Origin of the sequence: Micromonospora luteifusca, from assembly GCF_016907275.1 — a bacterium.
Taxonomy (GTDB): Bacteria; Actinomycetota; Actinomycetes; order Mycobacteriales; family Micromonosporaceae; genus Micromonospora; species Micromonospora luteifusca.
The window spans coordinates 2,580,735-2,593,653 of record NZ_JAFBBP010000001.1 but is presented as its reverse complement, the minus strand read 5'-3'; the positions used below and the strand labels follow the sequence as shown (position 1 = coordinate 2,593,653).

Below are 12,919 nucleotides of genomic sequence, written 5' to 3'. Positions count from 1 at the left end.
GCCTGCTCAAGCCCGGCGAGACCTCAGGCGCTGGCCGGGCCGAAACGCAGCACGTTCCAGGACACGGCGGGCAGGCGCACAGTGCACCGGCCGCCGTCGGGGGTGGGGGTGGGCAGGTCCCGAGGCGTCACCCGGTCGGGCTCGGCCTCGGTGTTCGTCGCTGACGGGTCAGACCCGGCAGCGATGCTCTGGAACGACAGACCGGACAAAGCCGGCAGGCCGCGCAGATCGATCTCCAGCGGGAGGTCCGTTTCACCACGGTTGACCGCGAACACGGTCAGCTCGCCGGTCTCCTCGTCGTGGACAGCGACCGTGTCGAGCACCGGCACGTCCCCGTACTTCTTCGTGTCGTAGCGCGGCGACACCGGATCGGTGCGCAGCACGGTGCCCCGGGCGTACCGGGCGGTCAGCGCGAACGGGTGGAAGATGCTCTGCCGCCAGGCCGGGCCGCCGTTGCGGGTGCGGATCGGCGCGATCACGTTGGCCAGCTGCGCCTGGGCGGCCACACCGACCCGGTCCGCGTGCCGCAGCAGGGTGATCAGCAGGTCGCCGACGACCACCGCGTCGACAGCCGTGAAGTTGTCCTCGATCAGAGCGGGAGCCTCGACCCAGCCGCGCCGGTCCAGGTCGGCCTGGAGGCGGGACTCGTACCAGACGTTCCACTCGTCGAAAGAGATCTTCAGCTTGCGCTTGTGCCGCTGCTTGGCGGCCACGTGGTCGGCGGTAGCGACGACCTCGGTGATGAAGTTGTCCATGTCGACGGCCGAGGCCAGGATGCTCGCCTGGTCGCCGTCGGACGGGTCGTAGTAGGTGTGCGCCGAGATGTAGTCGACGTGCTCGTAGGTGTGCTCCAGCACGGTCGCCTCCCAGGAGGCGAAGGTGGGCATCCGCCGGTTGGAGCTGCCGCAGGCGATCAGGCTGATCGACGGGTCGATCATCTTCATCGCGCGGGCGGTCTCGGCGGCGAGGCGACCGTACTCGTCGGCGGTCTTGTGGCCGACCTGCCACGGGCCGTCCATCTCGTTGCCCAGGCACCACAGCCGCACCCCGTACGGATCCTCGGCGCCGTGCTTGCGCCGCAGGTCGGAGAACTCCGTGCCGCCCGGGTGGTTGGCGTACTCCAGCAGGTCCAGTGCTTCCTGGACGCCGCGGGTGCCGAGGTTGACCGCCATCATCGGCTCGACGCCGGCCTCGGCGGCCCAGGTCATGAACTCGTCCAGCCCGAACGCGTTGGTCTCGATCGTCTTCCAGGCCAGGTCGAGCCGGCGCGGCCGGTTGCCGACCGGGCCGACGCCGTCCTCCCAGCGGTAGCCGGAGACGAAGTTGCCGCCCGGGTAGCGGACCACCGAGACGCCCAGCTCGCGGGTCAGTTCCAGCACGTCGCGGCGTAGGCCGCGGGTGTCGGCGGTGGGGTGGCCGGGCTCGTAGATGCCGCCGTAGACGCACCGCCCCATGTGCTCGACGAAGGAGCCGAAGAGGCGTCGGTCGGCCGGGCCGATGGAGAAGGCCGGGTCGATCGTCAGCTGCGCGGTCCGCAAGGGGATGCCACCTTTCCTCAGTGCTGTTGCCCGGGTGAGCGCAGTCACCGTTCACCCGGTGTCCATCGTTTCTACAACGTTGTAGGCAACGTTGTAAAGGGCTGCCGACGGGGTAAGGTGCGCTGGGTTACCTCGGGGAGGTTGCGGAATGCGACACAGGCTCAAAGACGTCGCCGAACGGGCGGGCGTGTCGGTGAAGACCGTCTCCAACGTCGTCAACGGCTACGTGCACGTTCGGCCGGACACCCGTGCCCGGGTCGAGGAGGCGATCGCCGAACTCAACTACCGGCCCAACCTCTCCGCCCGCCACCTGCGCAAGGGCCGCACCGGCGTGATCGCGCTGGCCGTTCCGGAACTCGACATCCCGTACTTCGCCGAATTGGCCCGCCACGTGGTCATCGCCGCCGCCAACTACGGCTGGACGGTGCTCATCGACCAGACCGGCGGTCGGCGCGAGCAGGAACGCGTCGTCGCCTCCGGCATCACCGACCACCTGATCGACGGGCTCATCTTCAGCCCGCTGGCGCTCACCGCCGAAGACCTCGCCAGCCTGGACGGCACCCCCATGGTGCTGCTGGGCGAGCGGGTCGAACACGGCCCCGCGGATCGCGTGGTCATCGACAACGTGACAGCAGCACGGGAGATCACCAGCCACCTGATCCAGCTCGGCCACCGCCGGATCGCGGCCATCGGCTCGCAGCGCACCGACGAAGGCGCCAGCGCCCGCCTGCGACTGGCCGGCTACGCCGAGGCGCTGCGCGCCGCCGGGCTCGACTACGACGAGGCCCTGGTGGCGCCCGCGGCGGCCTGGCATCGCGCCGACGGCGCGGTCGCCATGCGGGGCCTGCTCACCTCCGGCGTACGCCCCGACGCCGTCTTCTGCTTCAACGACACGCTCGCGCTGGGTGCCCTGCGCGCTCTGCACGAGGCCGGCCTGCGGGTGCCCGAGGACGTGGCGGTGGTCGGCTTCGACGACATCGAGGACGGCCGGTTCTCCATCCCCACCCTGAGCACCGTCGCCCCCGACAAGGAGCAGATCGCCCGCCTGGCAGTCGAACTCCTGGCCAATCGCCTGGACGGCGACCGCACCGCCCCCGCCAGAGAGCTGAAGGCCCCCCACCGCCTAGAACTCCGCGAATCAACCCAAGCCCCCTAGCCCCCTCCCTTCCCTCCCCCCTCCCTTCCCTCCCCCTCCGGCCCTCTGTCGCCGTCGCCGCCGTTGATCATGACGTTATTGCCATCGATGTCGGCGTGTCGCGGCTATAACCTCATGATCGACCAGGGTGTGGGGTGGGTGGGGGTGGGGTGGGTGGGGGTGGGGTGGGGGTTAGTCGAAGAAGCGGGCTAGGTGGGGCTTGGGTGCGGGGTTGGCGTCTGGGGGGAGTGGGGTCAGGTCCGCGAAGATCGAGGCACCGTCGCAGCCGGCGTGCAGCGGGTACCACCGCGGGGCGCCCGGCGGCCGGAGCTGACAGATTCCCTTGAACGTCTGCACGTCCATCAGCCGGACGTGAGTCGGGTCGGCCACCGCGTTGACGTGCCCCCACCAGGGGCTCATCACGTGCAGCACACCGCCTGGCCGGAGCACCCGGTGGCACTCGTCCACCAGCGGCAGGAAGTCGATCAAATGCTCCAGAATGTGTACCGCGAAGAGGACGTCCACCGAGTTGTCGGCGAGCGGTAGCGAACCGGACAGGTCCGCGACGGCGTCCACCCCCGGCGCCGGGTAGATGTCCAGCCCCAGGTTGCTCGACCACTGCTTGGTCGGCCCGCAGCCGAGGTCCACGACCACCGGCGCCCGCCCGTCGATGCCAACCCGGCACCACACGCCGTAGACGCCGGCCAGTCGTCCCACCAGGTCCCGTACGAGGCGCAACTGGGCGGGTTCGGCGACCTCCCCGCTCAGGTGGGCCACTCCCCGGTCGAACCGCACCTCGACCGCCAGGCCCCGGAGTCGGTCGTCGTGCCGGACCTGGTCCGCCCACGCCTGGCCGAGGAATTCGTCGATCGCCCGCAGCCGGTCGGCCGAGGGTGGAGTTTGTGCCAACGCGACCATTCGGGTCACCTCCCGCCGCGCGTTACCCGCATTCGCGCCCGGTATGCCCCACCTGTCGGCCTTGTCAACCGCCCGCCGGCCTCGTCAATCCGCTCGGGCGTGGCCGGTCAATGGGCATGTCGGGCAGGGTCGCATGATCGACACGACATCGCCGATCTTGCGGTATCAACGGCGCGGGATAGACCAACGTCGGCGATGTTGTGTCGATCATGACCTTGGCGCCCGCAGGGTGCGCCCGGAGTGGCTCAGTCAGCCCGAGACGGTACGGCGGCCGCCGCGTATCCGCTGGCGGGGTTGCGGGGCGGCGGGTTTGGGCCGTTTGAGGTGATAGCGATGCAGCTCGTTGTTGCCGGGCAGGGACGGGTCCTCGCTCATCGCGACCAACTCCCAGCCCTGGTCGCCGGCCCGGTTCAGGTGGGCCAGGGCGGTGTCGCCGTACGGTGTCACGTCGACCATCGAGCCGTCCGGGCCGTACCAGACGAAGACGACCTCCCAGCCGAGGTCGTTGGTCGCAGCCTGGCGGCGGCGGACCAGCAGGGCGTACTCCCACTTGAGCATGGCGTCATTCTCACCCCGCGCTGGCCCGCTGGCACGGATCAATCTTCGGCGATCCGCCCGGCGTCGACCCGGATTCGGCGGTTCGTCTCGATGGCGGCCAGCATTCGTCGGTCGTGGGTGACCAGCAGCAGCGTTCCGGGGTAGCTGGCCAGCGCCGATTCCAGTTGCTCGATGGCGGGCAGGTCCAGGTGGTTGGTGGGCTCGTCGAGCACCAGCAGATTGACTCCGCGCCCCTGGAGCAGAGCCAGCGCCGCCCGGGTGCGCTCGCCGGGGGAGAGGGTGGCCGCCGGCCGGGGTACGTGCGCCGCTCGCAACCCGAACTTGGCCAGCAGGGTCCGCGCGTCCGCCGGTGACATGTGGGGTACGGCCGCCTGGAACGCGTCGATCAGCGGCGCGTCGCCGAGGAACAGCCCGCGTGCCTGGTCCACCTCGCCCACCACCACTCCGGGGCCGAGCGAGGCGGTGCCGGCGTCCAAGGGCAGCCGCCCGAGCAGCGCGGCCAGCAGGGTGGACTTGCCCGAGCCGTTCGCCCCGGTCACCGCGACCCGGTCCGCCCAGTCGATCTGCAGGTCGATCGGGCCGAGGGTGAAGCCGCCTCGGCGTACCACCGCACCTCGCAGCGTGGCCACGACGGCGCCGGCGCGGGGCGCGGCGGCGATTTCCATCCGCAGCTCCCACTCCTTGCGGGGCTCCTCGACCACGTCGAGCCGTTCGATCAGCCGTTCGGTCTGCTTGGCCTTGGCGGCCTGCTTCTCGCTCGCCTCGCTCCGGAACTTGCGGCCGATCTTGTCGTTGTCGGTGGCCTTGCGCCGGGCGTTCTTCACGCCCTTCTCCATCCACCCGCGCTGGGTGCGGGCCCGTGCCTCCAGCCCTGCCTTCGTGTCGGCGTACTCCTCGAAGTCGGCGCGGGCGTGCCGGCGCGCCACCTCGCGCTCCTCCAGGTAGGCCGCGTAGCCGCCGCCGTAGTGGTGCACCTGCTGCTGCGGCAGGTCCAGCTCCAGTACCCGGGTCACCGTGCGGAGGAGGAACTCCCGGTCGTGGCTGACCAACACCGTGCCGGCCCGCAACCCGGTGACGAACTCCTCCAGCCGCTCCAGACCGGCCAGGTCCAGGTCGTTGGTCGGCTCGTCGAGCAGGAACACGTCGTAGCGGCTGAGCAGCAGCGAGGCCAGCCCGGCGCGGGCCGCCTGGCCGCCGGACAACCCGGTCGTCGGGTGGTCCAGGTCGACCGCGAGCCCCAGGTCCGCGCTCACCTGCTCGGCGCGTTCGTCCAGGTCCGCGCCGCCGAGGGCGAGCCAACGCTCCAGCGCGTCGCCGTAGGCGTCGTCGGCGCCCGGCGCCCCGGCGGTCAGCGCTTCGGTCGCCGCGTCCAGCGCCGCCTGCGCGGCGGTCACCCCGGTCCGCCGGGCCAGGAAGTCCCGTACCGTCTCACCCGGCCGCCGTTCCGGCTCCTGGGGCAGGTGCCCGACGCTCGCGGTGGGCGGGGTGAGCCGCACGGTGCCGGCCTCGACCGGCAACAACCCGGCGAGGGTACGCAGCAGCGTCGACTTGCCGGCCCCGTTCGGCCCGACCAGGCCGACCACGTCACCGGGGGCGACCACCAGGTCCAATCCGGCGAAGAGTGGGCGGTCCCCGTGCCCGGCGGCCAGGTCCTTGACGATCATCGTGGCGCTCATCAGAACGGCAGCCTATCCGGCTGCTGGCATACGACCAGACGGCAGCGGGCAGACTCAACGGCGTGGTGACCACACTGGCGATCGACTGTGGCGGCGGAGGCATCAAGGCGTCCGTGCTCGACGAGGCGGGGACGATGCGGGCCCGGCCGCTGCGGGTGCCGACCCCGTACCCTTTGCCGCCTGCGCTGTTCGTCCGGACCCTGCTGGATCTGGGCGGGCGCCTGCCGGCGGCGGACCGGCTGACGGTCGGCGTACCGGGGATGATCCGGCACGGGGTGGTGGTGACCACACCGCACTACGTGACCCGGAACGGCCCACGCAGCCGGGTCGACCCGGATCTGCTCGCCGAGTGGTCCGGCTGGGACGCGCGCGGTGCGCTGGCCGACGCGTTCGGGGTGCCGGCGCTGGTGCTCAACGACGCCGAGGTGCACGGTGCCGGGGTGGTCGCCGGCACCGGCTGCGAGCTGGTGCTGACCCTGGGGACGGGGCTGGGCAGCGCGCTCTTCGACGGCGGGGTGCTCGCACCGCACCTGGAGTTGTCACACGCGCCGGTGCGGTGGGGCACCACCTACGACACGTACGTGGGTGAGCCGGAACGCCGGCGGCTCGGCGACGCCTTCTGGTCCCGCCGGATCCGGCAGGTGGTGGACGGGCTGCGCCCGGTTTTCCGCTGGGACCGGCTCTACCTGGGCGGGGGCAACTCCCGACTGATCCGACCCGAGCAGCTCGCCCGGATGGGCGACGACGTGGTGGTGGTGCCGAACACCGCCGGCATCGTCGGCGGTGTGCGCGCCTGGGAACTGTCCGTCGGACGCCGGGATGCCCGCACCTGACCGATTTCGGCCCCGGGGCTCCCCGGCTCCCGGGAACAGTCGCCAAACGCCCAGCGTTGTGCCAGCGTCGGAACAGGTGACGGTGCGACCCGAGGAGGTGGGCAGATGGATCTTCTGGCGGACTACCGGCGGGCGACCATGTTCTTCGAAACCGGTGACCCGAGCGGAGCGGCCCGACTGCTGGAGCCGATCGTCGCCGCCGAACCCGGCAACGCGGCGGTCCGGCAGTTGCTGGCCCGGGCGTACTTCCAGTCGGCCCAGCTCAACCGGGCCGAGGAGCATCTGCGGGAGCTGGTCGAGCGGGACCCGAGCGACCACTACGCGCACCACGTGCTCGGTCGGACGCTGGAACGGCTGAACCGGCACACCGACGCGCTGCGGCACCTGCGGATCGCTGCCGCGATGTACGCGACCAACGACGACTACCGGACGGCGCTGGAGCGGGTGGAGACCCGCCTGGGCGGCACGCGTTGAGCGTGCACCGGTGACGTGGTGGGGCGGTCCTTCGGGGCCGCCCCTTCGTCGTCCGGCGGGTGGACCGCCGGGCCCTAGGATGGCGGACATGGGACCTGACCGGCCGGGGGCTGCGGCATGAAGCTCAAGCTGGACCTGCACGAGATCTTCAACAAGGGCCAGGACATCGATCGCGCGTTACGCGGGATCATGGACGAGGCGGTGGCGAAGAAGGCCACCCTCGTCGAGATCATCCCTGGCAAGGGCTCCGGCCAGCTCAAGAAGCGGGTGCTGCGGTTCCTCGACCAGAAGGACGTCAAGCAGCTCTACCACCGCGTGGAGAAGGACTCCAAGAACTTCGGCCGCCTCTTCGTCCACTTCCGCTGGAAGTAGCGCGCCCTCCAAATTGATCCACTTCACATCGCCGTAAATGCGGTGTCCCAGTCGATCCAATACCGCCAGTTCGGTGACCTGGTGTCGATCAAGCGGCCCGGTCATGCCACGCCGCGCCTGCTCGCGCCAGAATCACATTCCGCGCGGGCGCTCAGTCGGCGACGCCGGTACTTCCGACGACCTTGTCCACGGTCAGGCGCACCAGCAGCTCGCCCGGCACGGCGTTGCGCGTCCCGTACGCCTCGGCCAGGTCCGGCCCCATGTAGCGCTCGGCGATCCGGATCGCCCACCGCCGCATCTCGGACAGATCCTCGCTGATCGTCGCGCGGCCCCGAAGCGTCACGAACGCGTACGGCGGGGTCTCGTCGTCGACGCACAGCACGGCCCTGCCGTCTCGGGCGATGTTGCGGCCCTTCACCGAGGTCTTGCCGGTGTTGAACAGCACGTCGTCGCCGTCGAGTACGAACCACACGGGGACGACGTGCGGCGAGCCGTCGGCCCGTGTCGTCGCGAGCTTGCCGGTGCGGGTGCCGTACGAGACGAACTGCTGCCACTGTCCGTCGGTCATCGACTTTGCCATGTGGCCATTATGGTGCCGTCCGGTGTCGCAACCCGGCGGTCCTGCGCCGGTGGCAGTTGCCGCTGTCGGTTCGTAACCGATCCCTGGTGAACCGTGTGACCAGGTGGCGCAGTACGGCGGTTCCCGGTGGAGTGCACGGATCGGTAGCTGACGGATCCGTGCACTCCACCGACGTGCTGTGCTACCTCGGGTGAGCCGGACGACCGCCATCTTCGGCGAGTGGTCGGGCTGCGTCGTGGTCAGCGTGGCGAGGTGTGTGTCGGCCCAATGACGGCCCTGCCGGGATCGACGTTCGTCGGCGCCTATCAAGGCATGTCCCTGCTGGCCAACGCCCTACGCGACCCAGAGATCATGACCCGCGAGGGGGCCCGCCTCACCCACTGGCTCGATACTCTGCCCGGCGACGTCAACAATGCCCAGAAATTGGTCAATCCCGTATCCGAACGCGATGCCGTCAGCCAGGGGTGACAGCGTCCCAGCCCTTCCGCAACGCGTCGTCCATGAACTTCTCGATCTCCGTCGGCATCCACTTCTCCCACGCCGCGTCGACGGCCAGGCCCGAGAGGGCGCCGACACCGAATCCGACCAGGCCTCCGGCGATCGCACCCGGCACGTTTCCTGCGGCACCGCCGAGAGCCGTGCCCACGATGACGGCGGTTGCCGTACCGGCGGTCGTACTCAAGGCCCCGGAAACGATCGCCTGACTGGGTGACTTGCCCTCCTTGATGTCGTAGATGACGTTGCCGACGGCGATTGGCAGGCCAATCAACGGGATCTTTCCACCGAACGCTGCGGCGAGCCGGGCGTAGCGAGTCGCCCTACCTAGCTGCTTGTCTATTGACCGGCTAGTGAAACGGGGGCCCTCGGCGTGCGGCTGTCCGCGGTGAGTCTCGGGAGACAGGTTGTTCCTATTGACCTCTTGGGCCCGGTCTCTGATCGCGGTTTCGCGCTCGGTCATCGTCGTCTCCTGACGCTGGGCAAACCATCACAATTGTCGCATCAGCGAGTGCAGCCGCATGGGACCTTGGCCGCCGCCGCCGCCGCCGCCGCCGCCGCCGCCGCCGCCGCCGCCCCCGCCGCCCCCGCCGCCGGGGTCGGGTCGAGTCGGGTCGAGTCCGGGTCGTCGATCTTTGCGCTGGAGCGATGCTCCAGCGCGTGCCATCATGGCCCGATGACGTGGACCGCCCCCGAGGTGAGCCGTCCCAGCGACCTTCTCGTCGCACCCGAGGCCGACCAACTTCGTCGTCTCCTCGACTGGCAGCGCGCCACGCTGCTGCACAAGTGCGCCGGCCTGGACGCCGGGCAACTGGCGCGGGCGCCGTTGGCCTTCTCGAACCTCTCGCTGCTCGGCCTGATCCGGCACCTGGCCAAGGTTGAGCGCGTCTGGTTCCGGACGCTCTTCCGCGGCGAATCGTTGGACACGCTCTACTCCACGCCGGAGTGGCGCGACGCCGACTTCGAGGACGTCGACCCGGCGAGCGCGCAATCCGACTACGCCCGCCTGGTCGAGGAGACCGAGTTGGCACGTCAGGCCGTGGCTTCGGCCGCCATGGATGACACGTTCACCTTTCCCGACGGGGATGTGGCGTCGCTGCGCTACGTCCACCATCAGATGGTCGCCGAGTACGCCCGCCACAACGGGCACGCCGACCTGCTGCGACAAGCCATCGACGGGGCCAGAGGCGTCTGAGCGGGCATGGCGGACGTCTCGTCGTGCAGTAGCGTCCGAGCATGGCGACGTTCCTGGTCATCCTGCGCCGCAGCGGTTCCCGGTGGGACCCGAGGCGGCCGATGGAGGAGCAGTCTGACTGGGTTGCGCACGCGTCGTTCATGGATGAGCTCGTCGACACGGGCTTCGTCGTCCTCGGTGGGCCGCTGGCGGACGAGCATCGCGTGGTGCTCGTCGTCGTCGCCGCGTCGGAGGACGAGGTCCGCGACACGCTGGGGCGGGATCCGTGGAGCGAGACGCATCTGCGGGTTGACAGGATCGAGCCGTGGACGATCCGGCTCGATGGGCGGCGTGCCCGTCGCGCGCGTTGATCGGCGCGGGCTCACCGACGATGGCCGACCGGCTGTAGCGAAGGGTGTGTTTCCGAGCAGAGCCGAGCAGGTGGGGCCGAAGGCCGACGGGATGGCCAGTAGGGCGGGACACGGATCGAGCTTGGCGGCTACCCAGGTTTCAATCGCCAACCAGAGATCAGAGACAGACCCAGCAGTACATTCTCTCGTTGCGTTTTGTTGCTCTGCGTGCCAGGCCCGCCAACTCGATCAGAACCTCGGCCAGGTCGGATGGCTCCGCATGCCCCCAGAATTCCTCGATCTGTGACCAGGGCACCGCTACCTCGCGGAGCTGGCTCTCCGAAGCGCCAGCCAGCGCGGCTTGGACCTCGTCAGTCAGCGAGACGACCAGTAGTTCGCCGTCATCACGGACGGCGACGTCGTGAACCCACCTCGGATTCTCCGTCACGGCCTTGTAGTCGATGCCGGTCAATAACTCTTCCAGCTTCCCGAACTGCACGAAGGGCTGGATCCCCTTCAGCTCAACCACATCAAAGCCCGGATCTGACGCAACGCGGGGACCGCCTAGGACGTCGATGACCTTGGCGGCGGCCTCATCGGTGGGAGCTGAGAAGTAGTCACAGAGAATCCCCACCGCGCGATCATGCCAGCAACCGGAGCCTGTGACGGTCCGTGGCGAGCGCTTGATCCACTCCATATCGCCGACGTTGCGGTATCCCGACGGGCGGACACCGCAACGTCGGCGACGTGGTGTCGATCAAGGGGGTAGGGGGCACGTCCCGCTCTCGGTCCTTGTCAGGGGGTCACCCGGGTGGCCGGGCTGTCGCCCGGTAGGCCCGACATCTCGGCCTCGACCGGCGGCAACGGAGTGGTGCCGAGGACGCGACCGCCCGCGGCGTACGCGGTGAAGGTGGCCGACTGGTCCGGCGGAATCCGCGTGGTGCCGGCGTTCGAGGCGTCGAGGGTGACCGGAGCCGGAGGTGCGCCGCCGACCGTGACGGTGACTCGGGTCGCGTCCGGTGGGGCGATCACCCGCACCTGCTCGGTCGACGGGCGGGTGCCGTTGTCTTCCCGGATCCGCCAGCCGATCGGCCGCCGGTCGGCACCCTCGGCCGGCAGTAGCAGCCGCAGGTCCGTCCACCAACCAGTTCGCTCGTCGCCGTGCCTGGCGTACGCGATCACGCCGCCGCCAGCGGGCTGCACGGTGAGCAGCGCGGCGGCCTGGCCGTGCTCGCTGCCGGACCAGCGTAGCCGTACCGTCGTCCCGGCCGCCGGAAGGCGACTGTCGACGAGCGCCAGTTCGATGTAGCTGCGCAGGTTGGCGTCGTCCATCGGTGTGCCTCGGGCACCCCGTCGGGCGCCGGCGAGCAGGGCGTTCATCTCCGGTCCGGTCGGGTCGATACCGGCGTACGGGCCGCCGCCCAAGCCGCCCTGGAAGAGCACCCGGTCGCCATGGCTGACCCGGACGACGGGTTCGCCCGGAAGCGGCGCGGCGGGCAGGGCGGCAAACCCGACCCCGCTGCCGTCCTGCCTGGCGAGGTCCTGGTACTCCAGCGTCCCCCTCGGCGTGTATCGCGGCTCGCCACTGATCGTCACGGTCGAATCGACGGGCCCGACGACGACCGCGAATGCGTCCCGGCCGGGCTCGGCCTGCATCAGCGTCATCACCGGGTCGTCGACACTTTCACTGTGGCCGGAGTAGTGCATTTGTTGGGCGCCGGTCCCGGCCGGACCCACGTACCAGACCAGCGCCTCCTTGGTCAGCAGGCCGAACCGCAGTGGCACGGCGACCAGCGCGACCCGGTGGCCCGGCTGGTCACTGCCGTAGAGCAGACGAATCCGGTCACGATCGCCCACCTTCCAGATCCCGTCCCGGCTCCCACCGCCCAACGGGGTGTCGGTGCTGATCCGCGTCCGCAGCGTCTCCAGCCAGGCCCGATCACCGGCCAGCGAGCCCCGGGGTGGTGCGTCGAGCAGCGCTGCAGGGGCGGCGGCGACCGCGATGCCCGGCGCCCACCCGGGCAGGGGCACCACATTGGCCTGAACCCCGACGAGCGCGACCCCGACCGCGGCGGCCACCGCCGCCCGAATGAGCCGCGTCCGCCGGTGCCGTCGCTCGCGCCGGGCGAATCCCGGCCACGGGTCCTCGGGTACGTCGACGCCGTGGGTGGCCTGTCGTAGCGCCGGGCTCAGCGTTGAATTCGCGAAGCTATCGGTCATGCGATTTCCTCCTCGAGCAGCCGTACCGGGGACTGCGGGACGGGTGGGGCCAACTCGTTCCGCAGCCGCGCCAACCCGCGCGACGCCTGGCTCTTCACCGAGCCGATGGAGCAGCCGAGAACCTTGGCGGTGTCCGCCTCGCTGAGGTCCTCGAAGTAGCGCAGCACCAGGACCGCCTGGGTCCTGGGCGGCAACCGCCGCAGCAGGGTGAGGAGCAGTTGCCGCTCCTCCACCTGCGCGTAGGCGTCCAGCGTCGGCGTGCTGTCGGAGGTCAACAGCGGCACCTCCAACGGCCGCCGCCGACGCCGCCAGGAGATCGCCGTGTTGACCATCGCCCGGCGTACGTAGACCTCGGGCGCGTCCCTGCGCAGCACCCGCCCCCAGCGCCGATGGGTCTTCTCCAACGCCGACTGCGTCAGGTCCTCGGCTGCCCCTCGGTCGCCGGTCAGCAGGTAGGCCGTTCGGAGCAACGGCCCCCACTGTCGTTGTACGAACAGCCGGAACTGTTCGTCGTCCTCGTGCCGGCTCACGCCACCTCCAGGTCGCGTCCGCCTCGCGTTCGCGTGCGGATGCAGAGTGAGACGCGACCGACGGTG

16 protein-coding genes are annotated in these 12,919 nt (G+C 70.2%); 7 read left to right on the top strand and 9 right to left on the bottom strand.

What is annotated here, in order from left to right:
* Window positions 1-23: 23 nt before the first annotated feature.
* Entirely contained in the window at window positions 24-1,538 is a 1,515-nt protein-coding gene (gene arfA / locus JOD64_RS11490; protein ID WP_204942218.1) for an arabinosylfuranosidase ArfA, read from the bottom strand.
* A 148-nt stretch (window positions 1,539-1,686) separates the two neighbouring features.
* Between arfA and JOD64_RS11485 the strand changes: the two genes are divergently transcribed.
* The gene (locus JOD64_RS11485; protein WP_204942217.1) at window positions 1,687-2,694 is read left to right on the top strand and encodes a LacI family DNA-binding transcriptional regulator; all 1,008 of its coding nucleotides are present in this window, start codon (window positions 1,687-1,689) and stop codon (window positions 2,692-2,694) included.
* A gap of 171 nt (window positions 2,695-2,865) precedes the next feature.
* Here JOD64_RS11485 and JOD64_RS11480 read toward each other — a convergent pair whose 3' ends face one another.
* The 3 genes from JOD64_RS11480 to JOD64_RS11470 all read right to left on the bottom strand — a co-directional run bounded on the left by JOD64_RS11480 (window position 2,866) and on the right by JOD64_RS11470 (window position 5,825).
* Window positions 2,866-3,591 carry a methyltransferase domain-containing protein gene (locus tag JOD64_RS11480; RefSeq protein ID WP_204942216.1) on the bottom strand — a complete coding sequence of 242 codons (726 nt, stop codon included), beginning with the start codon at window positions 3,589-3,591 and terminating at the stop codon, window positions 2,866-2,868.
* Window positions 3,592-3,840: 249 nt separating this feature from the next.
* Window positions 3,841-4,149: a hypothetical protein gene (locus tag JOD64_RS11475; protein WP_204942215.1), complete on the bottom strand. Its 309-nt coding sequence runs from the start codon at window positions 4,147-4,149 to the stop codon at window positions 3,841-3,843.
* 38 nt (window positions 4,150-4,187) lie between these two features.
* Window positions 4,188-5,825, bottom strand: coding sequence for an ABC-F family ATP-binding cassette domain-containing protein (locus JOD64_RS11470; protein ID WP_204942214.1), 1,638 nt, complete (start codon window positions 5,823-5,825; stop codon window positions 4,188-4,190).
* Window positions 5,826-5,887: 62 nt separating this feature from the next.
* On the opposite strand from JOD64_RS11470, the gene JOD64_RS11465 reads away from it, so the two are divergent.
* The 3 genes from JOD64_RS11465 to JOD64_RS11455 all read left to right on the top strand — a co-directional run bounded on the left by JOD64_RS11465 (window position 5,888) and on the right by JOD64_RS11455 (window position 7,504).
* A complete protein-coding gene (locus tag JOD64_RS11465) occupies window positions 5,888-6,658 on the top strand; it encodes an ROK family protein (RefSeq protein WP_204942213.1) in 771 nt (256 codons plus the stop codon).
* 105 nt (window positions 6,659-6,763) lie between these two features.
* Complete coding sequence (locus JOD64_RS11460) at window positions 6,764-7,132, top strand: tetratricopeptide repeat protein (RefSeq protein WP_204942212.1); 369 nt, start codon at window positions 6,764-6,766, stop codon at window positions 7,130-7,132.
* Window positions 7,133-7,249: 117 nt separating this feature from the next.
* Window positions 7,250-7,504 carry a Smr/MutS family protein gene (locus JOD64_RS11455; protein ID WP_007465523.1) on the top strand — a complete coding sequence of 85 codons (255 nt, stop codon included), beginning with the start codon at window positions 7,250-7,252 and terminating at the stop codon, window positions 7,502-7,504.
* A 151-nt stretch (window positions 7,505-7,655) separates the two neighbouring features.
* Here the strand turns inward: JOD64_RS11455 and JOD64_RS11450 are convergent, their stop codons facing one another.
* Window positions 7,656-8,084, bottom strand: a complete 429-nt coding sequence (locus JOD64_RS11450; protein WP_204942211.1) for a PPOX class F420-dependent oxidoreductase — start codon at window positions 8,082-8,084, stop codon at window positions 7,656-7,658.
* A 267-nt stretch (window positions 8,085-8,351) separates the two neighbouring features.
* Between JOD64_RS11450 and JOD64_RS11445 the strand changes: the two genes are divergently transcribed.
* The gene (locus tag JOD64_RS11445; protein WP_204942210.1) at window positions 8,352-8,552 is read left to right on the top strand and encodes a hypothetical protein; all 201 of its coding nucleotides are present in this window, start codon (window positions 8,352-8,354) and stop codon (window positions 8,550-8,552) included.
* Here JOD64_RS11445 and JOD64_RS11440 read toward each other — a convergent pair.
* Window positions 8,539-9,042: a hypothetical protein gene (locus JOD64_RS11440; protein ID WP_204942209.1), complete on the bottom strand. Its 504-nt coding sequence runs from the start codon at window positions 9,040-9,042 to the stop codon at window positions 8,539-8,541. The two genes, JOD64_RS11445 and JOD64_RS11440, sit on opposite strands and share 14 nt — an antisense overlap.
* 48 nt (window positions 9,043-9,090) lie before the next feature.
* Here JOD64_RS11440 and JOD64_RS11435 point away from each other — a divergent pair, with 48 nt between their 5' ends.
* Together JOD64_RS11435 and JOD64_RS11430 are read left to right on the top strand one after the other, a co-directional pair.
* Window positions 9,091-9,774: a DinB family protein gene (locus JOD64_RS11435; protein ID WP_307813335.1), complete on the top strand. Its 684-nt coding sequence runs from the start codon at window positions 9,091-9,093 to the stop codon at window positions 9,772-9,774.
* Between the two features lie 41 nt (window positions 9,775-9,815).
* Entirely contained in the window at window positions 9,816-10,124 is a 309-nt protein-coding gene (locus JOD64_RS11430) for a YciI family protein (RefSeq protein ID WP_204942208.1), read from the top strand.
* A 157-nt stretch (window positions 10,125-10,281) separates the two neighbouring features.
* Here the strand turns inward: JOD64_RS11430 and JOD64_RS11425 are convergent, their stop codons facing one another.
* From JOD64_RS11425 to JOD64_RS11415, 3 genes are all read right to left on the bottom strand, one after another.
* On the bottom strand, window positions 10,282-10,800 hold the full coding sequence (locus JOD64_RS11425) for a hypothetical protein (RefSeq protein ID WP_204942207.1): 519 nt from the start codon (window positions 10,798-10,800) through the stop codon (window positions 10,282-10,284).
* A 98-nt stretch (window positions 10,801-10,898) separates the two neighbouring features.
* Window positions 10,899-12,323, bottom strand: a complete 1,425-nt coding sequence (locus JOD64_RS11420) for a hypothetical protein (protein ID WP_204942206.1) — start codon at window positions 12,321-12,323, stop codon at window positions 10,899-10,901.
* Window positions 12,320-12,853: a SigE family RNA polymerase sigma factor gene (locus JOD64_RS11415; RefSeq protein ID WP_204942205.1), complete on the bottom strand. Its 534-nt coding sequence runs from the start codon at window positions 12,851-12,853 to the stop codon at window positions 12,320-12,322. Before JOD64_RS11415 ends, JOD64_RS11420 begins: the two co-directional genes overlap by 4 nt.
* Between the last annotated feature and the right edge of the window lie 66 nt (window positions 12,854-12,919).

Bases quoted from the DNA above. Each gene is read 5' to 3' on its own strand.
- JOD64_RS11450 (WP_204942211.1), bottom strand. From the start codon at position 8,084: ATGGCAAAGTCGATGACCGACGGACAGTGGCAGCAGTTCGTCTCGTAC.
- JOD64_RS11475 (WP_204942215.1), bottom strand. From the start codon at position 4,149: ATGCTCAAGTGGGAGTACGCCCTGCTGGTCCGCCGCCGCCAGGCTGCG.
- JOD64_RS11485 (WP_204942217.1), top strand. From the start codon at position 1,687: ATGCGACACAGGCTCAAAGACGTCGCCGAACGGGCGGGCGTGTCGGTG.
- JOD64_RS11470 (WP_204942214.1), bottom strand. From the start codon at position 5,825: ATGAGCGCCACGATGATCGTCAAGGACCTGGCCGCCGGGCACGGGGAC.
- JOD64_RS11480 (WP_204942216.1), bottom strand. From the start codon at position 3,591: ATGGTCGCGTTGGCACAAACTCCACCCTCGGCCGACCGGCTGCGGGCG.
- JOD64_RS11455 (WP_007465523.1), top strand. From the start codon at position 7,250: ATGAAGCTCAAGCTGGACCTGCACGAGATCTTCAACAAGGGCCAGGAC.
- JOD64_RS11420 (WP_204942206.1), bottom strand. From the start codon at position 12,323: ATGACCGATAGCTTCGCGAATTCAACGCTGAGCCCGGCGCTACGACAG.
- JOD64_RS11445 (WP_204942210.1), top strand. From the start codon at position 8,352: ATGACGGCCCTGCCGGGATCGACGTTCGTCGGCGCCTATCAAGGCATG.
- JOD64_RS11425 (WP_204942207.1), bottom strand. From the start codon at position 10,800: ATGGAGTGGATCAAGCGCTCGCCACGGACCGTCACAGGCTCCGGTTGC.
- JOD64_RS11460 (WP_204942212.1), top strand. From the start codon at position 6,764: ATGGATCTTCTGGCGGACTACCGGCGGGCGACCATGTTCTTCGAAACC.
- JOD64_RS11440 (WP_204942209.1), bottom strand. From the start codon at position 9,042: ATGACCGAGCGCGAAACCGCGATCAGAGACCGGGCCCAAGAGGTCAAT.
- JOD64_RS11430 (WP_204942208.1), top strand. From the start codon at position 9,816: ATGGCGACGTTCCTGGTCATCCTGCGCCGCAGCGGTTCCCGGTGGGAC.